Raw genomic sequence first — 21,950 nt, 5'->3', positions numbered from 1 at the left:
TTCAACGACCGCCGGGCCAGGACGACACGACCTACCAGCCCGTCGCCGCCACCACCTCGCGCGCCACCTCCACGACGGACCTGCCGTCCGTCTCCACCCGGACCGTGCCCGGAGGCGCCTCCCGCTCCAACCGCCGCGCGGCCAGACCGCTCCGCTCGACGTGAACGTCGAGCTGCGACCCCGTCTCGCGCCGCGCCAGCCGCTCCCGGACCGTCGTGTCCCCGGCGGTGAGCAGGACCCGTACGATCCGCGTCGTGTCACCTCCCAGGGCCCGGCGGAACATCCCGCTCTCCAGCACGCTCACCGTGTTCGTGTAGACGAGCCGGCGGTGGCCCAGCGCCGCGAAGTTCGCCCAGACCGCGGTGAGATTGCGCTCGGTGATCGCGGAGCGGCGCGGGTCGTCGGCGGGGGCGGGATGGACCTGCCCCATGTAGTCACCCTCCAGCAGACAGTGGGCGACCCCCGCCTCCTGGAGCAGCTCGGAGACCTCCCACGCCACGGTGGACTTGCCGACGCCCGACCGGCCTCCGATGAGGAGTGCTTCGTACGTAGTCATGCGCGGGAGCCTGACAGCCGGTCCGGGTACGGGGCACCGGGTTTTCCCCCGGCACCTGGGGACCCGGGGGGCCCGTGTGGGCCGGGGTCCCCGGCGGGGCGTCGCACTGGCATGATCGGCGGTATGGCTGAACGTGTGATCGCCGCGTGTGACGGGGCGTCGAAGGGAAATCCGGGACCGGCCGGCTGGGCCTGGGTCATCGCCGACGGGGCGGAGCTGCCCGACCGCTGGGAGGCGGGGGCGCTGGGCACCGCCACCAACAATGTCGCCGAACTCACCGCCCTGGAGCGGCTCCTGGCCGCCGTCGACCCGGACGTACCGATGGAGATCCGGATGGACTCCCAGTACGCGATGAAGGCGGTCACGACCTGGCTGCCCGGCTGGAAGCGCAAGGGCTGGCGTACGTCGTCGGGCAGCCCGGTCGCCAACAAGGACCTGGTCGTCCGGATCGACGCGCTGCTCACGGGCCGCTCCGTGGAGTTCCGTTACGTGCCCGCGCACCAGGTGGACGGCGACCGGCTCAACGACTTCGCCGACCGGGCCGCGAGCAGGGCGGCCATCGTCCAGGAGACGGCGGGCAGCGCGTACGGCTCCCCGGAGCCGCCGGCCGCGCCGGACACCGTGAGGTCCGGCGGCCGGGGGCGCTCCTCCGGCGCGTCGGGGTCCGGGGCCGGGTCTGCGTACGGTTCCGGTTCCGGGTCCGGGACGAAGGCGGCCACGAAGACCTCCACCAGGAAGACGTCCGCCTCCGCGCGGACCCTCAACGCCAAATTCCCGGGCCGCTGCCGGTGCGGCCAGGCGTACGCCGCCGGTGAGCCCATCGCCAAGAACCCCGAAGGATGGGGCCACCCGGCCTGCCGTACGGACTAGACAGGCGTCGCGTCTCAGCCGCCGCGGGGCCGGGGGAGTTCCGGCAGCTGGGGCGTGTACAGCCACGACGTGAACAGGTCGTCGAGGGAGTGGGCGCCGCGGCGCCGGGCGAGCGCGGTGAAGTCCTCGGTCGTGACCGTGCCGTGCCGGTGCACGGCCGTCCACTCCCGCAGCAGCGAGAAGAACCCGTCGTCGCCGACCACCGTACGCAGCGCGTGCAGCGTCAGCGCCCCCCGCTGGTAGACCTGATCGTCGAACATCCGCCGTACGCCCGGGTCCGCGACCCGCAGATCCTGCGGCAGCCGGGCCAGCCTCGCCCTGGTCCGCTCGGCGACCGCCGCCGCCGGGGCGCCGCCGGACACCTCGGACCACAGCCACTCCGCGTATGTGGCGAAGCCCTCGTTCAGCCAGATGTGCCGCCAGTCGGCGACGCTCAGGCTGTTGCCGAACCACTGGTGTGCCAGCTCGTGCGCGACCAGGCGCTCACAGCCGCGCCGCCCGTCGACGTGGTTGGCCCCGAAGATGGAGAGCGTCTGCGCCTCGACCGGGACCTCCAGTTCCTCGTCCACCAGGACCACCGCGTACTCACCGAAGGGGTACGGCCCGAAGAGGTCCTGGAACGCGGCCATCATCTGCGGCTGCCGGGCGAAGTCGTGGTCGAACCGCGCCCGCAACCGGGGCGGTACGGCCGCCCACTGCGGGACGGGACGCGGGCCGGGATCGGCCAGTTCGACCAGTTCGTACAGCCCGGTCTGGACGGTCGCGAGATAGGTCGACATCGGCTCCGGCTGGTCGTACACCCAGGTCGTCGTGGACGCGCCGATCGTGCGCGACTCCAGTGTCCCGTTCGCCACCACCGTGTACGGCGAGGGCGCGGTCACCGAGATCCGGTACGCGGCCTTGTCGGCCGGCCGGTCGTTGCATGGGAACCAGGACGGCGCACCGATCGGCTGACTCGCCACCAGCGCGCCGTCCTCCAACTGCTCCCAGCCCAGGTCGCCCCAGTCCCGCGTCTTCACCGGCCGGGGCGTCCCGGTGTACCGCACCTCCACGGTGAACGGCTCCCCGGCGGCCGGGGGCCGCACCGGCCGGATCCGCAGCTTGTCGGCCCGGTGGGTGTAGCGGGCGACGCGCTCGCCGTTCACCAGCACACCGTCGACGCGGAAGGGGCGCAGGTCGAGGCTGAACGCGGTGAGCGCGCCGCCGGGGAGGGCCGGGTCGGCGACGGCCGAGAGGGTGGCACGGCCCGACAGTCGGCCCGTGCCGGGGCGGTAGTTCAACTCCAGGTCGTACCGGTCGACGCCGTATCCGGTGTTGCCGTGGGTGGGCAGGTAGGAGTCGGAGGGGGCGAGGACACGGGGGGTGACACCGGGCACCGGTTCCGCGTCTGTGGGCGGTCCCGTCACGGTGTCCGTGCCGGTGCCGGTGCCGGTGCCGGTGCCGGTGCCTGTGCCGGTGTCCGGTGCGGCTTCCGCCCCCGCCGGTTCCCCCGGTCCGGTGGCCGCCTCCACCACCGCGTCGACCGCCGTGCCGACCGCGGCGCGGACCCGGCTGGACAGGCTTTCCGCACGGCCGTTCTTGCCCCTGCTCACGCTGCGGCGTCCTCCATTTTCGCTGTACTTTCCACAGGCTTCACACGCTTCAGGCGCTTCACGCCCTTCGGGCTCCCGGCCGCCTTCTTCCGCGTCTTCCCCGGAGAGCGTACGTTCACCGTCTCCTCCCGCCACGACGCGATCGGATTGCCGAGCCAGCGGGAGTCCTCGGGCAGGGTCTCCCCGCGCATCACCAACGACGCAGGTCCCACCGTCGTGCGGGCGCCGATCGTCGCGCCCGGGAGAACGATCCCGTGCGGGCCCAGGGTCGCGCCCTGCCCCAGCACCACCTCGTCCATGCGCATGATCCGGTCGTGGAAGAGGTGAGTCTGCACCACACAGCCCCGGTTGACGCTCGCGCCGTCGCCGATCCGTACCAGATCCGCCTCGGGCAGCCAGTACGTCTCCGACCACACACCCCGGCCGATCCGCGCGCCGAGGCTCCTCAGCCACAGGCTCATCAGCGGCGTGCCGCCCACCGCCCCGGCCAGCCACGGCACGGCGAGCACCTCGACAAACGTGTCCGCCAGCTCGTTGCGCCACACGAACGAGCTCCACAACGGGTGCTCGACCGCGCGGAACCGCCCCACCAGCAGCCACTTCGCCAGACACGCCACGGCGCACGCGACCAGCCCGCCGGCGAGCAGCAGCGCCCCGCCGGCCGCCACGGCGGCGCCGAAGCCCCAGCGGTCCGCGACGGTCTCGAAGGCCGCGAGGACGATCACGGCGAGCGCGACCGTACACATCACGGGAACGACCCGGCACAGCTCGACCGCGGCACGTGCCCACCGCAGACGCCGGGGCGGGCTGTACGTACGGCTCAGGTCGTCCTTCTCCACCGCGCGGGGCAGCTTCATCGGCGGCATCCCCAGCCAGGAACTGCCCGCCTTGGCGCCCTTCGGCGCCGTCGACAACACGCCCACCAGGCCCCGCTTGGGGACCGAGTGACCACCTGACGCCATCCCCGAGTTGCCGAGGAACGCCCGCTTGCCGATCCGGGCCCCGGCGATCCGCAGCCAGCCGCCGCCCAGTTCGTACGGGGCGATCATGGTGTCGTCGGCGAGGAACGCGCCGTCGCCGACGGTGGTCATGGACGGGAGCGCCAGGACGGTGGACGCCTCCACCCCGCGCCCGACCTTCATGCCGAGCGCGCGCAGCCACACCGGCGTGAACAGGCTCGCGTACAGGGGGAAGAGATGCACCCGGGCCATGTCCATCAGCCGTTCGGTGGCCCACGCCTGCCAGGCGATCCGGCCGTGGACGGGATGGCAGCCCTCCCGCAGACCGAGGCCGAGGGCCCGTACGCCGACCACCACGAACAGCGCGTAGCAGAGCAGGGACGCGAGGGTCGCGAGCGGTACGGCGGTCAGCGCGTGGGTGAGCGCGGTGCCCGCGTCGCGCGAGCCGCGCACGAAGGCCGCGAGGACCAGGAGGCCGGGGAGCAGTGCCAGCGAGGGCAGCAGGCTCAGCAGCATCGAGGTGACCGCGTACACGGCGGTCCAGCGGCGGGTGCGGGCCGGCCGCCGCTCGGGCCAGCGCCGCGGCGGCTTGCCGGAGGCCTTCCCGGACCGGGCGGCGGGCACGCCGGCCCAGCGTCGTCCGTCGGGCACCGCGCCCGTCACGGCCGACCCCGCGTCGATCTCGGCGCGCTTGCCGATCCTGGCGCCGGGGAACAGCGTGCTGCGGGCGCCGACCGTGGCGCCCGCGCCGACCCGGATCCTGCCGAGGTGCAACCGGTCGCCGTCCAGCCAGTGGCCCGACAGGTCCACTTCCGGTTCGATCGCGCTGCCCCTGCCGAGCTTGAGCATCCCGGTCACCGGCGGCAGGGTGTGCAGGTCGACGTCGGGACCGACCTGCGCGCCGAGCGCCCGCGCGTAGTGGGTGAGCCAGCTTCCGGAGAGCCCGGTCGCGCCGCTCAGCTCCGCCAGCCGCTCCGCGGTCCACAGCCGCAGGTGAACGCCGCAGCCCCGGGCGTACGTGCCGGGCCTCAGGCCGCGCAGCAGCAACCGCGCGCCACCGGCGGCGATCGCGATACGGCCGGGCGGGCTCACGCAGAGCAGCCAGCCGGCCAGGACCCACCACCACGAGACGGTGGGGGCCCAGGGATACGAGCCGAAGTGCGCCAGCAGGTTGTTGGCGGCCGCGACGGCGACGCCCCACCGTAGTCCGGCGACCGTCAGCAGCGGCAGCATCAGCAGGATCTGCGCGATGCCGGTACGCCGGGGGACGGGGGCGATCGTGCGGGGCGCCGACGTCTCGGCGCGGGACTCGTCCAGGGCGCGGGCGAGCGCGCCCAGCTTCGGGTTCTGGTAGATGTCGCTGACCGACCCGGAGGGGTGGCGCACCCTGATCCGCGAGACGAGCCGCGCGGCGGCGAGGCTGCCGCCACCGGCGGCGAAGAAGTCACTGTCGGGCCCGGTGGCGGGGGCCCCGAGGACCTCGCCCCACAACCCGGCCAGCCAGGCCTCGGTGGGCGTGAGCCCCGCCACCGTCCCGGCCCCGCCGGCACCGACCCCGGGAAGCGGCCACGGCAGCGCGGCACGGTCGACCTTGCCGGAGGTACGGGTGGGCAGCGTCTCGACGACGGCGAGCAGCGGCACCATGGCGGCGGGCAGCGCGGCCCGCAGCCGCCGCAGGGCGTCGTCCTGGTCGAACACAACGCTCGCGCTCCCGGCAGGGGAAGCGGTGCCGCTGTCCGGGATGGTGACACCACCGACGGCGGACGCCGGCCCGCCGACACCGCTGTCGGTACGGGCTGCCTGCCCGGCGGGGGTGGTGCTTACTGGGCCGCTGCCGGTGCCATCAGAGGCCCCCGGGACGACGTCTCCATCGGTACGTGTTGTGGTGTCCGCGTGCCCGGCGGCCGGGGCCGCGCCGACCTGTTCAGTCCCGGCGCCGGGGGCTCGGGGGTCGACCGACGGCTCCGGGCTGATGTCTCCGTACGTCCGCCCGGGGTCGTCCGAGGGGGCGGAGTCGTTGTCTCCGCCGGGGAGAGGCGTTGTGGGCGGCGTCCCCCGAGCTGCCAGGCCCCGCTCGGCGGAGCCAGCGGCAACAGGGCCGTCGGCGCGGGCCGTCGTCCCGGCTCGGGGCGTGCCGGGCGCGGTCCGGGATCCCGGGCCGGTGGCCTCGGCGGCGGCGGGCGGAGGGCCCGCGGCGGCGCACCCCGGGGTGGCGTCCTCCTCGGGCGCCCCGCCCCCCGGCGTCGCCGCCACCACGTACCCCACCAGCATCTGGTGGCCCGCCGGGGTCGTGCGGATCGCCGCCGCCGCGCCCGCGACGCCCGGCAGCGCCTGGAGCGCCGCGTCGACCTCGCCCAGTTCGATGCGGCGCCCGCCCAGCTTGACCTGTTCGTCCGCGCGTCCGACGAACAGCAGACCCGCCTCCTCCGCGCGCACCAGATCGCCGCTGCGATACGCGCGGGACCAGCCGAGCGAGGGCAGCGCCGCGTACTTCTCGGCGTCCTTCGACGGATCCAGGTACCGCGCCAGCCCCACCCCGCCGATCACCAGCTCACCGACGGTGCCCATCGGCACCACCTCGCCCCGGGCGTCCACGACCGCGAGTTCCCAGCCGTCGAGCGGAAGCCCGATCCGTACGGGCCCCTCACCGGTCAGCCGCGCCGCGCACGCGACGACCGTCGCCTCGGTGGGCCCGTACGTGTTCCACACCTCGCGGCCCTCGACCGCCATCCGCTCCGCGAGTTCGGGCGGGCACGCCTCCCCGCCGAAGATCAGCAGCCGTACGTCGTCCAGCGCCTCGACCGGCCACAGCGCCGCGAGCGTCGGGACGGTCGAGACCACCGTGATCTCCTGCTCGACCAGCCAGGGACCCAGGTCGAGACCGGTCCGTACGAGGGACCGGGGCGCGGGCACCAGGCAGGCGCCGCTGCGCCACGCCAGCCACATCTCCTCGCAGGACGCGTCGAAGGCGACCGACAGCCCGGCGAGCACCCGGTCGCCCGGCCCCATCGGCTCCTCGGACAGGAACAGCCCGGCCTCCGCGTCCACGAACGCGGCCGCGCTGCGGTGCGTGACCGCGACACCCTTGGGCCGGCCCGTGGACCCGGACGTGAAGATGATCCAGGCGTCGTCCTCGGGCCCGGGCCGGCCGCTGACGCCCCCGGCGGCGCCGTGCGCCACCAGTTCGAGGCCCGCGCCCAGCACCGCGCAGGTCCCCGCCTCGGAGAAGACCAGCCCGGCCCGCTCGTCCGGGTCCTCCGCGTCCACCGGCACATACGCCGCGCCGACGGCGAGGACGCCCAGGATTGCGACGTACAGATCGGCGGTCCCCGAAGGGACGCGTACGCCGACCCGGTCACCGACACCGATGCCCTCGGCCTTCAGCCGCAGCCGCAGGCCGTCCACCTCGGTGAGCAGCGCGCGGTAGCTCAGAGCCCCCGTCCCGTCGTCGACGGCGGGCGCGTTCGGGAAGCGCCGGGCCGTCTCGCCGAGGATGTCCATCAGGGTGCGGCCGTCCGGGGCCGGGCGCCCGGCGAAGACGCCGGGCCGCACCGGGGTGTCCAGGACACCGGCCGACAGCGACCCGATCAGGGCCTGGGACTCGTCCGCTACTACAGTCATCCAGTTTCTCCGGGGTCAGGGGGGTCGGGAGTTCGGCGACACCGGCCGGACAACTCGCTCCGCCGTTCCGGCTCGACACTGAACCGGATCCCGAACACCCGCTCGCGGGGAGGACCTCCGCGAGGGCGAACCATCCGGGCGGCCCGTTCACGGCCGCCGCCCGGCGTGTGCCGATCCATGGTCCGACCGCCCTGCCGGCAGCCGACCCGATCGACGTTCCCTACGCCGAACAGGGAGTTTACCCAGCGTTAACGGGATCCGCCTGTTGGTCACGGCGCGGTCGGCCGGGGGAGGCGCGGCGCGGGCCGCCGCCGGGCGCGGCCGGGGCGCGCTCGCGATGATCGTCATCACCCCAGGTGGGAGCGGGCCGGCGGGAAGGCCCGCGAGGCGCGACACGCCGGGGCGCCGCGTCGGCCCGGCTCACCCGTGCCTGTGGCTGGACTCACAGCCGCAGAGCCGTCCGGGCCCGTTGTCAGTGGCGGCTGGAATGCTGGTGGCCATGGACGAACTGATGCGGCGCAGGGTGTACGGCGCCGACCACGACGACCCGGACCCGGGCCCGAGGCCCGGCCACGTCTACCGGGAGTTGGTCGCCGGCCCGCTCGACGGACTCCTCCTGGACGTCACCGGCTGGCCGGCCGACCGGCTGCGCGAAGGCGCGTCACTGACGACGGAGATCGGCTCGTACGGGGCGGGCGGCCACGCGCTCTACGGCCCCCGCCCCGCCGACCCGGACCGCTGGGACTGGCAGGGCGACACGCCGTAGCGCGCGGCCGCCCGCCCCGTACGAGTGCCGCGCCGACCGCGTACGTGTCTCCCCGGCCCGAGGAATCGCCGTGTCGGTCATTGTGTTGACCACACGGACAGGTCCATCTCCCGTCCCGACCCCCTGGAGAGCCGATGACCACCCTGGAAGAAGCGACCGCGCTGGCACGGGAGGAGAACGGCCTGGCGGTGATCTCGACGCTGCGGGCGGACCTCACGATCCAGTCCTCGCTCGTCAACGCCGGTGCGCTGGACCACCCTTCGACCGGTGAGCGCGTCCTCGCCTTCGTCACCTACGGCAAGGTGAAGCTCGGCAACCTCCGGGCCAGGCCGCAGGTGACGGCGACCTTCCGCAAGGGCGGGCAGTGGGCGACGGTGGAGGGCGAGGCCCAGCTCGCCGGCCCCCACGACCCCCAGTCGTGGCTGGACGCCGAGAGGCTGAGGCTCCTGCTGCGCGAGGTGTTCGTGGCGGCCGGCGGCGAGCACGAGGACTGGGACGCGTACGACCGGGTGATGGCCGAGCAGGGACGTACGGCGGTCCTCATCACCCCGCGCCGGGTGTACAGCAACTGACGCGGGGTCCGTGGCGCGGTGCCGTCAGATCGTGACGCAGACCTCTTCGATCTGACGGCCGCCGCGCACCAGCGCCCCGCACACGAGCGGCGCGCTCTTCTCGGCCCCCACCGCCCACCTGTGGCGCGAGGCGTTGACCCGGGAGCTGCGGAAATCGCCCCAGTAGGACCGCAGTTGCCCGCTCAGGCCGTCCCTGGTCTCCACGGTGATGTCCTGCACGAACCTGTTGTGGTGCGCCGTGTACACACAGATGTAGGTGCCGCACCTGCCGTCGACCTCCGCGGGCCTCGCACTCGCGGGAGCCGTCACGGCCATCCCCACGAGCACCGCGCCCGCCACCGTCGTGGCCACCCGCCGTACCGCGTGCCGAGCGACACCATTCCGCAGATCACGCAGATTCCGCATATTTCCTCCATGTCGGAGAGAGGACGATTGCGGAACGAGAATGTCACCGAAGCATGTGGGGGCAAAGCGGTCATCGCGAAAAGCACTCGTTCGAGTCCGGGTTCGCGCTGTCACACTTCCGCGCCGGTACGGCTCTCGGGACGGGACCGCACACTCGACTCGCCCCAGGAAGCACGCCCATGACCCTCGCCTTCGTGTTGCTCGTACTCGTCACCGTCTCCGCCAACGTGTTCTCCGCCGTCTGCGACTTCGTCCGCTACGAGAAGGTCGCCGTCGGCATGGACGCGGCAGGCGTGCCCCGCTCGTGGATGCCGGCGCTCGGTGTCCCCAAAGCGGCTGCCGCGCTGGGACTTGTCGCCGCCTTCTGGATCCCGCCGCTCGGCACGGCGGCGGCGGCCGGACTGGTGGTGTTCTACCTCTGCGCCGTGGCGACCCATCTGCGGGTACGGGACTACTCGTTCGGGTTCCAGTACCCGTTCCTGGTGCTGGCCGTCGCCACCCTGCTCCTGAGCCTGGCCCGCTGACCGTCACTCAGGGGCGCGGGGACGGCGGGGTGAGCCAGTCGACCAGGATCCGGTTGACCTCGTCGGCCCGTTCGCGCTGGATCCAGTGCCCGCACCCCTTGAGGATGTGCGAGGCGGTCAGCCCCGGCAGCGTGGCCGGGAACGCGTCGACGGCCGCGCTCATCCACGTCGTGGACGCGTCCCGTTCCGCCCCGATGAACAGCGACCGCTGGGTGATCGGCGCGCCGTCCCAGGCGGCCAGGTCCTCCCAGTCCCGGTCGGCGTTGCGGTAGCGGTTGAGCGCGCCGGTCACTCCCGTACGTTCGAACTCAGCGGCGTACGTGTCGAGTTCGGCCTCCGTGAGCCACGCGGGCAGGGCGTCGCGCACAAAACGGTCGGACATCCGCCGCCCGGCGGGGACGAAGAACGGGCTGTCGCCGCCCGAGGGCGCCATCGTGTCGGCGGACAGACTGGCGTAGAAACCCGCCAGCCAGCCGCGGACGTCCGGCTCGATCTCCGCCTCGGCCCGCCCCGGCTCCTGGAAGTAGCTGACGTAGAACTCCTCGTCCCCGCCGATCGCCGCGAAGGCGTCCGTCGGCCGGGGACCCCCGCGCGGGGCGTAGGGGACGCTGAGCAGCCCCACGGCCGTGAACACGTCGGGCCTCAGGAGCGCGGTGGCGGCGGCGATCGTGGAACCCCAGTCGTGGCCCACGACCGTCGCGGTCTCCTCACCGAGCGCCCGTACGACTCCGACGTTGTCGGCGACATGGCACAGCATCCGGTACGACGCCACGTCCGACGGGGTCGAGGAACGCCCGTACCCCCGCAGGTCGACGGCGACCGCCCGGAAGCCCGCGGCGGCCAGGACCGGGAGCTGGTGGCTCCAGGAGTGCCACGTCTCGGGGAAACCGTGCAGCAGCAGCACCAGCGGTCCCGTGCCCTGTTCCACCAGGTGGATGCGGCCGCCGGGAACCTCGACCAGACGGTGCCGGGGTGTGGATTCCGGCGTGTGCGGGGTGCCGGCCGGGGCCGGGGGCGGTACGGGGGTGGGCTGCGCCATGGTGCTCTCCTCGTCGGTGGCGGCGGTGTCCGCCGTGATCACGAGCATCTGCCATGGGCGCCGCCCCGGGACAGAAAACTTGCCGGTCCGGCAAAGGAGTACGACGCCGGACGTCTCTGTCGCGAACCTGCCAGCCCCCGCCGGTTCCGGCTGGTCCAATGGACGTCATGACCACACAGCACGACCGCGCCCACACCTTCCGTACCCTGCACCGCCCTTCGTCCCCCCTGGCCCTCGCGAACGCCTGGGACGTGGCGAGCGCCCGCCTGATCGAGGCGGCCGGTTCCGCGGCGGTCGCCACCACCAGCGCCGGGGTCGCCTGGAGCCTCGGCGCGGCCGACGGGAACGAGATCGACCGCGAGCGGGCCGTCGACCTGGTCGCCCGGATCGTGGCCGCCGTGGGCGTGCCGGTGAGCGCCGACATCGAGTCGGGGTTCGGCGCCACCGCCGCCGGGGTGGGCGAGACCGTCACACGGGTGATCGCCGCGGGCGCGGTCGGCGTCAACATCGAGGACGCCCACACGGACCCCGCGGTCCCGCTCCGCCCGGCCGCGGAACAGGCCACGCGCATCGCCGCCGCACGGGCGGCCGCCGACGCGACCGGCGTACCCCTGTTCATCAACGCCCGCACGGACACCTACCTGTCGGGTGCGCTGGACACGTCGGTCCGCCTCCAGGAGACGCTGGACCGCGCGCGCACGTACCTGGCGGCCGGGGCCGACGGCATCTTCGTGCCCGGCATCACCGACCTGGCCGAGGTCGCCGCCCTGACGGACGGGATCGACGCCCCCGTCAACATCCTCGTGGGCTCCGGCGCCCCCTCCGTCGCCGACCTCGCGCGGCGCGGTGTCGCCCGGATCAGCCTGGGCTCGTCGGTCGCCCTGTCCGCGTACGCCGTCGTCCGCCGCGCCACCGAGGAGCTGCTGACCACCGGCACCTTCACGGGCCTCGCCGACGGCCTGGGCTACGGGGAGCTCAACGCCCTGATGAGGCAGGCCGACTGAGGGGCCGGCCTGCCTCATCCCGCCCGGGTCCCGGCTCAGACCATGGCCGTGGTGTGGAACGCCAGCCGCTCGTCCTCGACGGTCACCCGCACGTGCGCCCCGGAAGCGAGCGCTCCGTCCAGCAGCAGCCGGGACAGGGCGTTGTCGACCTCACGCTGGATGGTGCGGCGCAGCGGACGCGCGCCGTACTCGGGCTGATGGCCCCGCCGCGTGATCCAGTCGACGGCCTCCGGCGCGAACTCGATCGTGATGTCCTGCGCGCGCAGCCGCCGCCGGGTCGCCTCCAGGAGCAGTCCGGTCACCTCCCTGAGCTGCTCGTCGGTGAGGCGTCGGAAGATGATGACCTCGTCCAGACGGTTGAGGAACTCCGGCCGGAAGTGCTCCCGCAGCGCCCCGAGCGCCCGTTCCTCCGCCGCCGACCGGGTCCGCGAACCGCCCGCACCGCCCGGCTGCCCCGTGTCCGAGGCGTCCGGGGAGGCGAAGCCGAGAGCGCCGCGGCTCCCGCTGAGGGCGTCCGAGCCCAGGTTGCTCGTCATGACGACCACCGTGTTCTTGAAGTCGACCCGGCGGCCCTGGGAGTCCGTCAGGTGCCCTTCGTCGAAGACCTGGAGCAGCAGGTTGAAGACATCCGGGTGCGCCTTCTCCACCTCGTCGAGCAGGAGCAGCGAGTACGGATGCCGGCGCACGGCCTCGGTCAGCTGGCCCGCGTCCTCGTGGCCCACGTATCCCGGCGGGGCACCGACCAGCCGGCTGACCGTGTGCCGTTCCTGGTACTCGCTCATGTCGACACGCACCATGCGGTCCTCGCTGCCGAACAGCGCCTCCGCCAGTGCCCTCGCCAGTTCGGTCTTGCCCACCCCGGTCGGCCCGAGGAAGAGGAAGCTGCCGATGGGGCGGTTGGGATCGGCCAGGCCCGCCCGCGAGCGCAGGATGGCGTCCGACACCGCCGTGACCGCCGCGTCCTGCCCCACGACCCGCGTGTGCAGGTGGTCCTCGATGCCGAGGAGCCGGGTCTTCTCCTCCTCGGTCAGACTGCTGACCGGGATACCGGTCTGCCGGGACACGATCTCGGCGATGTCCTCCGCGGACACCTCCACGATGTGGCCGTCGCCCTCGCTCCGGCCGTCCTCCGCCCCGATCCGGTCGATCAGTTCGTTGATGCGGTCGCGCAGTTCGGTGGCCCGTTCGTACTGCTCCGAGGCGACCGCCTGGTCCTTGTCCCTGGTCAGCTGCTCCGCCTCACGTTCCAGGTCCCGTACGTCCGTGGCCTTGGTGCGCGAACGCAGCCGGACCCGGGCCCCGGCCTGGTCGATCAGGTCGATGGCCTTGTCCGGCAGGAAACGGTCGGTGATGTAGCGGTCGGAGAGTTCGACGGCCGCGAGCAGCGCCTCGTTCGTGTAGCGGACCTGGTGGTGCGCCTCGTACCGGTCCTGAAGGCCGCGCAGGATCTCCACCGCGTCCTCCGCCGACGGCTCCGGCACCAGGATCGCCTGGAAGCGGCGGGCGAGCGCGGCGTCCTTCTCGATGTAACGGCGGTACTCCTCCAGGGTGGTGGCGCCGATGACGTGCAGCTCACCCCGGGCGAGGGCGGGCTTGAGCATCTGGCTCGCGTCGCTGCCCGACCCCTCGGACCCGCCGCCTCCGGCGCCGACGACCGTGTGCAGTTCGTCGATGAAGACGATCAGCTCGTCGGAGTGGGAGCGGATCTCGTCGATGATGGCGTTGAGCCGCTCCTCGAAGTCACCCCGGAAACGCGTACCGGCCACCACCCCCGACAGGTCGAGCGCCACCACCCGCCGGTCGTGCAGCGTGCCGGGCACCTCCCCGTCGGCGATGCGCTGTGCGAGACCCTCCACGATGGCCGTCTTGCCGACCCCGGCGTCACCGATGAGGACGGGGTTGTTCTTGCCCCGCCGGGAGAGCACCTCGACGGTCTGCTCGATCTGCTCCTCGCGGCCGATGACCGGGTCGATCCGGCCCGTCCGGGCGAGGTCGGTCAGGTCACGGCTGTACTTGTCGAGGGTCGGCGTGCCGTGCTGCTGCCCCGCGCCCTGCTCCATGCCCGGCGGCGGCTGCCCGACACCGCCGTACTGGGCGGCGGGCGGGGTGAAGCGGACCACGTTCAGGATGCGCCCCGCCGCCGAGTCGGGGTTGGCCGCGAGCGCACCGAGCACATGCTCGGGCCCGATGTACGAGGAGCCGGTCGCCCGCGCCAGTTCGTGCGCGCCGAGCAGTGCCCGCTTGACCGCCGGGGTGACGGAGACGGACTTCTGCTGCGGTCCCGAGCCCACACTCCGGTCGATCTCCGCGACCAGGGCGTCGGGGTTCGCGCCGGCCTGCTCCAGCAGGGCGCGCGTCGGCTCGGCCGTGAGCGCCGCGTGCAGCAGGTGTTCCGTGCCCAGCTCCGGGCTGCCGTGTTCCGCCGCGTAACTGGCCGCCGACGCCACCAGCTCCCGGGCCGGTTCACTCATCAGCCGGGCGATGTCCGCCTGGCGTGGCGGGGGCCGCCCCTGGCCGCCGGTGTTCCCACCGGTACCGAGGATGCGGGAGAGGAAGTCACTGAACGGGTCGGGGCCGTAGCCCTCCGGACCCATGAATCCGCTGCTCATGTGTGTCCGATCCGCTGTCACGGCTCCACCGCGACCAGCTGCGCCGTGGGGGCCGCCTGTATGCCCCTGTACCGGTACGTACCTGTACGCGCGTTTACGCCCATGTGCGACTTTCATCCTAGTCGCACATCGCGGGAACCACCGCTGCGGGCGGCGGCGGTACGGACCGGGCGTGACGGGAGGCAGGGGCGGTACGGATCGAGCCGGCCGGCGAGGGGGCCGCGGGGGAGTGCGGTCAGTCCGGGTGGGGCCAGACCCCTCCGCCGTACGAGAGCTCGCTGGCCAGCAGCGCCGCGCCGACCACCCCGGCCCGCGGCCCCAGCTCCGACATGACGATCGGCAGGTTGCCGGTGGCGAGCGGGAGCGAGCGTTTGTACACCACGCTGCGGATCTCCGACAGCAGGACGTAACCGAGCCCCGACAGCCCGCCGCCGATCACGATCATGGACGGGTTCATGAAGCTGACCAGGGTGGCGAGGACCTGCCCCACCCGGTGACCGCCGTCCCGGATGAGGTTGACGCACGTACTGTCACCCCCCGCGGCGCACTCGCCGACATCGACGGCGGTCAGCGCGCCCCGCTCCGCGAGCCGGTCGGCGAGGGCCGGCGACCGGCCGTCCAGGGCCGCCGCCATGGCGTCCCTGGCGAGGGCCGTCCCGCCGAAGTACGCCTCCAGACAGCCGGAGTTGCCGCACGAACAGACCGGGCCGTCCGCCTCGACCTGGATGTGGCCGATGTCCCCGGCCGCCCCCGCCGCACCCCGGTAGATGTGGCCGTGGTGCTGCACCCCGCTGCCGATCCCGCTGCCGATCTTGACGAACAGCAGGTGCTCGACGGTCCTGGCCACCCCGCTGTGCTGCTCGCCGAGCGCCATCACGTTCACGTCGTTGTCCACGACCACCGGGCAGCCGTGGGCACGGGCGAGGGTGTCCCGCACGGGATGGCGGTTCCACCCCGCCATGATCGGCGGCGAGACGGGGACACCCTCCCGGAAGCTGACAGGACCCGGCAGGCCGATGCCGATCGCGTCGAGCCGGGTGTAGTGGCCCCGCTCGCGCATCCCGCCGAGGAGTTCGCTGACCCGGTTCAGCACCGCGACCGGACCCGACCGGATGTCCGCCTCCTCGGAGCAGGACGCCACCGGTTCAAGACCGCCGTCGGTGATCTCGATGTCGATCGAACTGGCACCGAGGTCGACGGCCGCGAACCGCAGGCCGGGCGCCAGCTGTACGAGCGTGGAGCGACGGCCGCCGCGCGAGGCGGCGGGACCGGCTTCCAGGACCCGGCCGGCGGTGACCATGCGGTCGAGTTCCGCGAGGAGCCGGGGGCGGGGCACCTCCACCCGGTCCGCCAGTTGGGCGCGGGACAGCGGCCCGTTGTCGCGCAGCAGGCTCATGACGCGGTACGGAATGTTCACGGGCTCCCTTCCTCGGGACACCTTAGGCCGGAACACCTCAGGGATGGAGCGGGACGGAACAGCCGGCGGGACGCGACCGCCGGGGAGCGCCGTGAAGGGCAGGGGCCGGTGCGGACCGGTCCCTGCCCTTCACCCGAACCGCCCCGCCGGGGGGACGGGGCGGCACGGTGCGCGTCAGTCGGCCAGGCCCCCCTTCACCGCGACCGCGTCCCGGGCCAGCGCGGCGCGCGCCGCCGCGTCGGACACCAGGGACGTGTCCCGAGCGGACGCGGCGAACGAGTCCAGGACCGCCGCGGCCTGCGTGGTCCGACCGGCCTGCGCGTGGGCGCGGGCCTGGTCGAGCCGGACCGTGAGCCGCTGCTCGCCCTGCGCCGTGACGAGCCCCTCGGCCCGCAGCCGCGGGATGAGCGTGCCCAGGTCGCCGAACGACGTGCGGGTCGTGAAGCGCACGGTCTTCACCGTGGTGTTGCCCGCGCCGTCCCGGGCCGTGACCGTCAGGTCATGGCTGCCGAGCGGCAGCCGCCAGAGGGTCAGCGGCTGTCCCGAGGTGACCGCGGAGCCGTCCAGCGTGGTGGTGGCGGTGGCCCCGCCGGACACCGGGTCGGTCGCGGCGATCACCGGGGCCGGGCGGGTGGAGTCGCCGTACGTGCCGTCCGCGTCGAGCCCGGTGACGGTCACCGTGGGCCCGGTGCGGTCGATCCGTACGGTCAGGCTGCCGACCTCCGAGACGTTCCCGCCGCTGTCGGTCGCCCGGTAGCGGATCGAGGTGACGCCCTCGGTGGACAGGGTGACGGCCGCGTTGGCGGTCAGCCAGGTCGTCCCCCCGTTGACCGAGTACTGCCGGCTGCTGACCGTCCCGTTGTCGGTGGCGGCGACGTTCAGTGTCACGTTGCCGGTGTACCACCCGTTGCTGCCGGTGGGCTGCGCCGGGTTGAGCGTGGCGGTCACCTTCGGCGGGGTCTTGTCGGCGACACCGGCGCCCTGGAAGGTCAGGGCGTCCAGCTCCACACCGCCGGAGGTGGTGACGTACAGCCGCCCGCTGCCCGAAGGGGCGCCCGCGAGCGAGGTGGTCACGGTCCGCCACCCCTCACCGGCCGGTACGGACACGGTGGCGAACGGCTCCGCGTCGGCCGCGTTCCACCGCAGGGCCAGCGTTCCCGCGCCGGAAGCGCGGGTCTGCACCCCGGTGATGCCGGCGAACGAGACGGGGTCGTACGAGATCCAGTCCCCCTCGTCGAACGAGGTCACCTTGCGCTGTCCCGACGCGCTGGTGTCGTCGGTGACGGTGATCCCCTGCGAGGTGTCGTAGTGCTCGCCCTGCATCAGCGCCGGGTTGAGGACGACCTGGGCGTCGCCGGCGGCGGGCGGGACGCCGCCCGCGCCCTTGTCGGTGTATACGATCCCGAGGACGCCGAAGACGTTCTCGGTGTCCCCGTGCCCGGCGTCGGCCGGGGAGACGACCGCGCCGGTGCAGCCCGTTCCGCTGTTGACGGGGTGACCGTGCTGGTTGTGCCCGAGACCGAAGGTCCAGGCGACCTTCGCGCAGTCGATCGCGGCGCCGTCCTCCGGGTCGTTGATGTCGACGCCGTACGGCACGGCGTCGCCCCAGGTGAAGAAGCCGCCGTCGGGGGGTGAGGTGATCCGTACGGTCGGAGCCGTGTTGCCCACGGATATCTGACGGCTCGTCAGTCCGATTTTGCCCTGCGGGTCGGTGACCTTCAGGCGGGCCTGGAACTGTCCGTTCTCCGCGTACGTACGGGTGGCCCGGGGACCGCTGGCGTCGAAGGTGCCGTCACCGTTCAGGTCCCACTGGTAGGTGAGCGCGCCGTCCTCGGGATCGGTGGAGGCGCCCGCGTCGAAGGAGACGGCGAGCGGGGCCTGGCCCGACGAGGGAGTCGCCTTGATGACCGCGGTCGGGGCCTTGTTGCCCTCGGCGTAGTCGATCCGGTAGAGACCCGCGTCGGGGTTCTGCCGGAAGAATCCGTCGCCGTAGTCGAGTACGTACAGCGCGCCGTCAGGACCGAACTCCATGTCCATCGGGTTGTCCCACGGCGGGATGCCGTTCTCCGAACGCTCGCTGTTCGGGAGGACGTTCTCCAGTTTGCTCACCGGGCCGTCAGGACCGTCGAGGGTCAGGGCCGCCACGTAGTCCTGGGAGAACTCGCCGAAGAACGCCTTGCCGTCCCAGTACTCGGGGAACTTCCCCGGCGCGGGATTGTCGGCGTCGTAGTGGTAGACGGGACCGGCCATCGGGGCCTGGCCGCCGGGACCGCCGGGGCCCCGGAAGGCGGTCAGCTCCGGCCACGGCTGATCGGTGTCCCGGTCCCCGTACCAGAGGGTGGCCGGGGCGGCGGGCGGCAGCTGGGTCAGGCCGGTGTTCCACCGGGAGTCGTTCACCGGCGCCGCGCAGTCGAAGGCCGGTCCCGGGGTCAGCGTGGCGAAGTCGAAGTCCCGGTACGGGCGGGTGTTGTCACCCGTGCAGAACGGCCAACCGCTGTTCAGCGCCTTGGTGGTGGTCTGCCACTCCACGTAACCCATGGGCCCGCGGTCGGGACTGGCGGTCCCGGCGTCGGGTCCGTAGTCGCCCCACATCACGGCGCCCGTCGACTTGTCCACCGTCATCCGGTAGGGGTTGCGCAGCCCCATCACGAAGATCTCGGGACGGGTCTTCGCGGTCCCCACGGGGAACAGGTTCCCGTCCGGGATCGTGTAACTCCCGTCCTCCTTCACGGAGATACGGAGGATCTTGCCCCGGAGGTCGTTGGTGTTGCCGGAGCCGCGCCGCTCGTCGAGGCCGGGGTTGTACGTGGCCGCGTCGTTGATCGGCGTGTATCCGCTGACGTTCGGCCCGGACGCCGGGGTGTTGCCCCCGGTGGCCAGGTAGAGGTTGCCGTCGGCGTCGAAGTCCACGTCTCCGGCGACGTGGCAGCACTGGCCGCGGTTGTGGCCGACCCGGATGATCTCCTGCGCGGAAGCGGGATCCAGCTTGTCACCGGTCCACTTGTAGCGGACGAGGCTGTCGTACCCCTTCCACCGGTCCCAGTACGAGTCGTCCTGGCCGGCCGGGAGCCGTTCCGGGGCCGAACCCGTCGGTGTGTCGAGCGGCGGTGAATAGTAGAGATAGACCCACTTGTTGGTGGCGAAGCCGGGGTCCAGGGTCACCGTCTGGAGACCCATCTCCGAGTTCTGGTACACGTCGATGTGATTGACGACCTTGGTCACACCGCTGCCGGGATCGGTCAGCCGCAGATCCCCGTTGCGGGCGGTGTGCAGGACTCTGCTGTCGGGCAGAACGGCGAGATCGATCGGCTCGCCGGTGTCCTTGGTGAGCGTCACCTTCTCGTAGTTCGCCCAGTCCAGGGCGTGTTCGTGGTCGGGGTGCGCCTGCGCTGCGGGGGCCAGCCCCACCGCGCCCAGTGCGGGCAGCGCGGTGAGGAGGACCCCTGCGATCAGGCGTCTCAGGGTACGGTGCACGGCGGTCGCGTCTCCTAAGGTCGCTGGGCGGGTTCGGGAGTGTGCCGGGACGCGCCCGGCGGGTTGCCTAGCGGTTGAGGAGTTGCTTGATCGCCGTGAAGCTGCGCTCGGCCGCGCCGAGCGAACCGGGGGGATTGGGCAGGGTGTTGGGGGCCGTGTCCTGCTCCCAGATCCCGACATGGCTGGCGCGCGGTCCGATGTCCCGGATGAACTTCTCGTACGGCAGGTCTCCCGCGCCGAATTCGACGATGTCGTACCCGTCCGCCTTCGACGGGTTGGCGTCGCCGTCCTTCAGGTGGAACAGCGGGTAGCGGTACGGCTGGTCGCGCACGTACGCCGCCGGGTTGAAGCCGGGCCAGCGGTGCTGCCCGACGTACGCCCAGTAGATGTCCATCTCCAGATACACGTGGCGCGGGTCGGTGTTCCTGAGGAAGACGTCGTACAGCCGGACCGACGGCTGGTCGGTGGCGAAGGCGAACTCCCCGGCGTGGTTGTGCTGGTAGAGCTTGAGACCGCGGGCCGTGGCCGCCGCGCCCCAGGTGTTGAACTCCTCGGCCGCCGCGAGGTAGCCCGCCACGGTGTTGTTGCCCGAGGGGGCGTTGGCGGTGCCGATGTGCGGCATGCCGAGGATCTGCGCCGAGTCCAGTTCGGCCTGGAGGTTGGTGCGCAGGTTGCCGATGCCGACGTGACTGCCCACCGCCCGCAGCCCGTTGTCGTCCAGCAGGCGGCGGATCTCCTGGAGGGTGATCTGCCGGCCGAGGATGGAGGTGTTCTGGGTGTACCCGGCGAACTCGATCTCGCGGTAGCCGATTCGGGCCAGCTCGGCGAGCACGACGGCGAAGCCGAGCGAGGTGACCTTGTCGCGGATGCTGTAGAGCTGGATGGCGATGCGGTCCTTGGGGATGGACAGGCCACTCGCCGCGGCGGCGGAGGTCGCCCCCACGCCGGTGACGGAGGTGGCGGCGAGCGCCACGGTGGTGCCCGCGGTGGCCCGCAGGAAGGCTCTGCGGTCGAAGGACTTGCGTATGTGGCCCACGGTCACTCCTGAGGTGTTACGGCCTGAGGTGTACGGCCGAGAAGATCTGGGGGTGCGCCGGTGTGACGGCGCCGGACTGCTTCGGTGGCGCGGGGAGGCGCGGCAGGGGGCGTGTCCGCCCCGTACGGGCTACAGGTCGGAGTCGCCCGCCGCGCTCGCGTCCGCCCGCGCGTCGGCGACCCGCTGCCCGACCTTCTTGGCCAGGGCGTCGCCGCGGTCCTGCGGCGCCGCCTTGCGGGCCGCGACGGAGGGCGAGGCGGTGGCGGCCGTGGTCTCGCCGGTGATCGCGCCCCGGACCCTGGCCAGCGGGCCGAGTCCCAGCACGGGGCTGTTGCCGGTCGCGGTGAGCCCGCCCCGGACGATCGTGTTGTCCAGCACGGTCGCCGCCGTGTTGTCGGTGACCGTCAGGTTCCCGCCGAGGTAGGTGGCGCCGGCGCAGGAGCCGAGCGTCCCCTCGCCGCCGAGCTGGAGTGTGTCGGCGTTGTTCCGGTACGTGGTGTTGCCCTCGACCTCGCTGGCGCACAGGACCCCGCCGAGCGTGTTCCCGCCGACGGTGAGGGCACCCTTGACCGTGCTGTCGTAGACGTCGGTGTAGAGGTTCCCCTCCCCGGTCAGCGCGCCGGAGAGGGTGCTCCCCGAGACGTACAGCTCGCCCGCCGAGGATCTGACCGTGCCGCCGAGCGTTGCGTCGACGGCGTACACGAACCCCTTGTCGGCGGTGATCCCCGTCTTGACGCTGCTGTCCTGGAAGTGCGCGCCGAAGGCCGCCTGCGTGGTCACGGAGCCCTTGACCGTGGTGTCGGTGAGGTCCAGGTAACCGTTCTGACGGACCGTGACGTTCGTGTTGAACGTCGCGCCGGACGCGACGAGGTCGGCTCCCGCCTCCACCGTCACGGTGCCCTTGACCTTGGTGCCGGTCAGCGTGCACGACTGCCCGGCCGGTACGACCAGGTCCCCGCCGACCGTCACGGCGCCGCCGTCCCCGACACAGGTGGTGTAGAGCGCCGCCTGGGCGGATCCGGCGAGTCCCACGAGCCCGGCGGAGGCGGCCAGCGAGGCGGTGGCCACAAAAATGCGGATCTTCATGTCGCTTCCCTTTTCTGCTGCGGTCACGGCCGCGACGGTCGCGCGGCCGGGTACCCCGCCCGGGACGTCCGGTGGCGCCGGGCAGTCCGGTGACGGGGGTGCTGGGGGTGCGTGTGCGGTGGCGCAGAGCCTCGGTGCGGGGGAGTGGTCCGACCGTGGGAGGGAGGCGTGGTGAGAGAGGTGCTGTCCGGTACGTGAAGGAGCGTGGGGACGCGTCGTTGTTACGGGGACGAAACACTTGCCTGGTGGGCCGAGACATTAAGGCGCCCCCAGGGGGCTGTCCAGAGGTTCGGAACGAATCGCTGAAACTTTCTCATGATCCGTCAAAAGCCTGTCCTGAAAGTGCCCTGCGCACGGCGGTCGGCCAGGGACCGCGCAAGGAATCTTCGCCTCCGACGTTTGGGGGCGGCGCGCAGGGTC

14 protein-coding genes and 1 pseudogene are annotated in these 21,950 nt (G+C 72.7%); 5 read left to right on the top strand and 10 right to left on the bottom strand.

The features are described 5' to 3' along the window. Positions 1-31: 31 nt before the first annotated feature. Positions 32-556, bottom strand: a complete 525-nt coding sequence (locus tag ACIO1C_RS32975; RefSeq protein WP_401870654.1) for a hypothetical protein — start codon at positions 554-556, stop codon at positions 32-34. 111 nt (positions 557-667) lie between these two features. On the opposite strand from ACIO1C_RS32975, the gene ACIO1C_RS32970 reads away from it, so the two are divergent. After that, positions 668-1,426 carry a ribonuclease H gene (locus tag ACIO1C_RS32970; protein WP_401870651.1) on the top strand — a complete coding sequence of 253 codons (759 nt, stop codon included), beginning with the start codon at positions 668-670 and terminating at the stop codon, positions 1,424-1,426. Positions 1,427-1,440: 14 nt separating this feature from the next. On the opposite strand, the gene ACIO1C_RS32965 is transcribed toward ACIO1C_RS32970, so the two are convergent. Then, positions 1,441-2,802: a M1 family metallopeptidase gene (locus ACIO1C_RS32965; RefSeq protein ID WP_401870746.1), complete on the bottom strand. Its 1,362-nt coding sequence runs from the start codon at positions 2,800-2,802 to the stop codon at positions 1,441-1,443. Between the two features lie 344 nt (positions 2,803-3,146). Further along, positions 3,147-7,478: pseudogene (locus ACIO1C_RS32960) on the bottom strand (Pls/PosA family non-ribosomal peptide synthetase); the annotation flags it as partial. 619 nt (positions 7,479-8,097) lie between these two features. Between ACIO1C_RS32960 and ACIO1C_RS32955 the strand changes: the two are divergent. Together ACIO1C_RS32955 and ACIO1C_RS32950 are read left to right on the top strand one after the other, a co-directional pair. Next, entirely contained in the window at positions 8,098-8,364 is a 267-nt protein-coding gene (locus ACIO1C_RS32955; RefSeq protein WP_327232648.1) for a hypothetical protein, read from the top strand. 134 nt (positions 8,365-8,498) lie between these two features. After that, entirely contained in the window at positions 8,499-8,936 is a 438-nt protein-coding gene (locus ACIO1C_RS32950) for a TIGR03618 family F420-dependent PPOX class oxidoreductase (RefSeq protein WP_401870648.1), read from the top strand. 24 nt (positions 8,937-8,960) lie between these two features. On the opposite strand, the gene ACIO1C_RS32945 is transcribed toward ACIO1C_RS32950, so the two are convergent. Continuing rightward, complete coding sequence (locus ACIO1C_RS32945) at positions 8,961-9,341, bottom strand: hypothetical protein (protein WP_401870646.1); 381 nt, start codon at positions 9,339-9,341, stop codon at positions 8,961-8,963. A gap of 179 nt (positions 9,342-9,520) precedes the next feature. Between ACIO1C_RS32945 and ACIO1C_RS32940 the strand changes: the two genes are divergently transcribed. Further along, positions 9,521-9,865, top strand: a complete 345-nt coding sequence (locus ACIO1C_RS32940) for a DoxX family protein (protein WP_401870643.1) — start codon at positions 9,521-9,523, stop codon at positions 9,863-9,865. A gap of 7 nt (positions 9,866-9,872) precedes the next feature. Here the strand turns inward: ACIO1C_RS32940 and ACIO1C_RS32935 are convergent, their stop codons facing one another. Then, the gene (locus ACIO1C_RS32935; protein WP_401870743.1) at positions 9,873-10,904 is read right to left on the bottom strand and encodes an alpha/beta fold hydrolase; all 1,032 of its coding nucleotides are present in this window, start codon (positions 10,902-10,904) and stop codon (positions 9,873-9,875) included. Between the two features lie 167 nt (positions 10,905-11,071). Here ACIO1C_RS32935 and ACIO1C_RS32930 point away from each other — a divergent pair, with 167 nt between their 5' ends. Further along, entirely contained in the window at positions 11,072-11,908 is an 837-nt protein-coding gene (locus tag ACIO1C_RS32930) for an isocitrate lyase/phosphoenolpyruvate mutase family protein (protein ID WP_401870641.1), read from the top strand. Between the two features lie 35 nt (positions 11,909-11,943). Here ACIO1C_RS32930 and ACIO1C_RS32925 read toward each other — a convergent pair whose 3' ends face one another. From ACIO1C_RS32925 to ACIO1C_RS32905, 5 genes are all read right to left on the bottom strand, one after another. Then, on the bottom strand, positions 11,944-14,517 hold the full coding sequence (locus ACIO1C_RS32925) for an ATP-dependent Clp protease ATP-binding subunit (RefSeq protein ID WP_401870638.1): 2,574 nt from the start codon (positions 14,515-14,517) through the stop codon (positions 11,944-11,946). Between the two features lie 235 nt (positions 14,518-14,752). Next, complete coding sequence (locus ACIO1C_RS32920; RefSeq protein WP_401870740.1) at positions 14,753-15,913, bottom strand: ROK family protein; 1,161 nt, start codon at positions 15,911-15,913, stop codon at positions 14,753-14,755. Between the two features lie 195 nt (positions 15,914-16,108). After that, positions 16,109-19,408, bottom strand: a complete 3,300-nt coding sequence (locus ACIO1C_RS32915) for a PQQ-dependent sugar dehydrogenase (RefSeq protein WP_401870635.1) — start codon at positions 19,406-19,408, stop codon at positions 16,109-16,111. Positions 19,409-19,475: 67 nt separating this feature from the next. Next, complete coding sequence (locus tag ACIO1C_RS32910; protein ID WP_401870634.1) at positions 19,476-20,444, bottom strand: sugar phosphate isomerase/epimerase family protein; 969 nt, start codon at positions 20,442-20,444, stop codon at positions 19,476-19,478. Between the two features lie 129 nt (positions 20,445-20,573). Then, complete coding sequence (locus tag ACIO1C_RS32905) at positions 20,574-21,557, bottom strand: hypothetical protein (RefSeq protein ID WP_401870631.1); 984 nt, start codon at positions 21,555-21,557, stop codon at positions 20,574-20,576. Between the last annotated feature and the right edge of the window lie 393 nt (positions 21,558-21,950).

Origin of the sequence: Streptomyces sp. NPDC087420, assembly GCF_044744165.1 — a bacterium.
Classification (GTDB): domain Bacteria; phylum Actinomycetota; class Actinomycetes; order Streptomycetales; family Streptomycetaceae; genus Streptomyces.
This window is presented reverse-complemented; position numbering and strand designations above follow the sequence as displayed.

Excerpts from the sequence above, each read along its gene's own strand:
- ACIO1C_RS32955 (WP_327232648.1), top strand. The coding sequence starts at position 8,098 with ATGGACGAACTGATGCGGCGCAGGGTGTACGGCGCCGACCACGACGAC.
- ACIO1C_RS32945 (WP_401870646.1), bottom strand. The coding sequence starts at position 9,341 with ATGCGGAATCTGCGTGATCTGCGGAATGGTGTCGCTCGGCACGCGGTA.
- ACIO1C_RS32935 (WP_401870743.1), bottom strand. The coding sequence starts at position 10,904 with ATGGCGCAGCCCACCCCCGTACCGCCCCCGGCCCCGGCCGGCACCCCG.
- ACIO1C_RS32950 (WP_401870648.1), top strand. The coding sequence starts at position 8,499 with ATGACCACCCTGGAAGAAGCGACCGCGCTGGCACGGGAGGAGAACGGC.
- ACIO1C_RS32940 (WP_401870643.1), top strand. The coding sequence starts at position 9,521 with ATGACCCTCGCCTTCGTGTTGCTCGTACTCGTCACCGTCTCCGCCAAC.
- ACIO1C_RS32920 (WP_401870740.1), bottom strand. The coding sequence starts at position 15,913 with ATGAGCCTGCTGCGCGACAACGGGCCGCTGTCCCGCGCCCAACTGGCG.
- ACIO1C_RS32930 (WP_401870641.1), top strand. The coding sequence starts at position 11,072 with ATGACCACACAGCACGACCGCGCCCACACCTTCCGTACCCTGCACCGC.
- ACIO1C_RS32975 (WP_401870654.1), bottom strand. The coding sequence starts at position 556 with ATGACTACGTACGAAGCACTCCTCATCGGAGGCCGGTCGGGCGTCGGC.
- ACIO1C_RS32970 (WP_401870651.1), top strand. The coding sequence starts at position 668 with ATGATCGGCGGTATGGCTGAACGTGTGATCGCCGCGTGTGACGGGGCG.
- ACIO1C_RS32925 (WP_401870638.1), bottom strand. The coding sequence starts at position 14,517 with ATGAGCAGCGGATTCATGGGTCCGGAGGGCTACGGCCCCGACCCGTTC.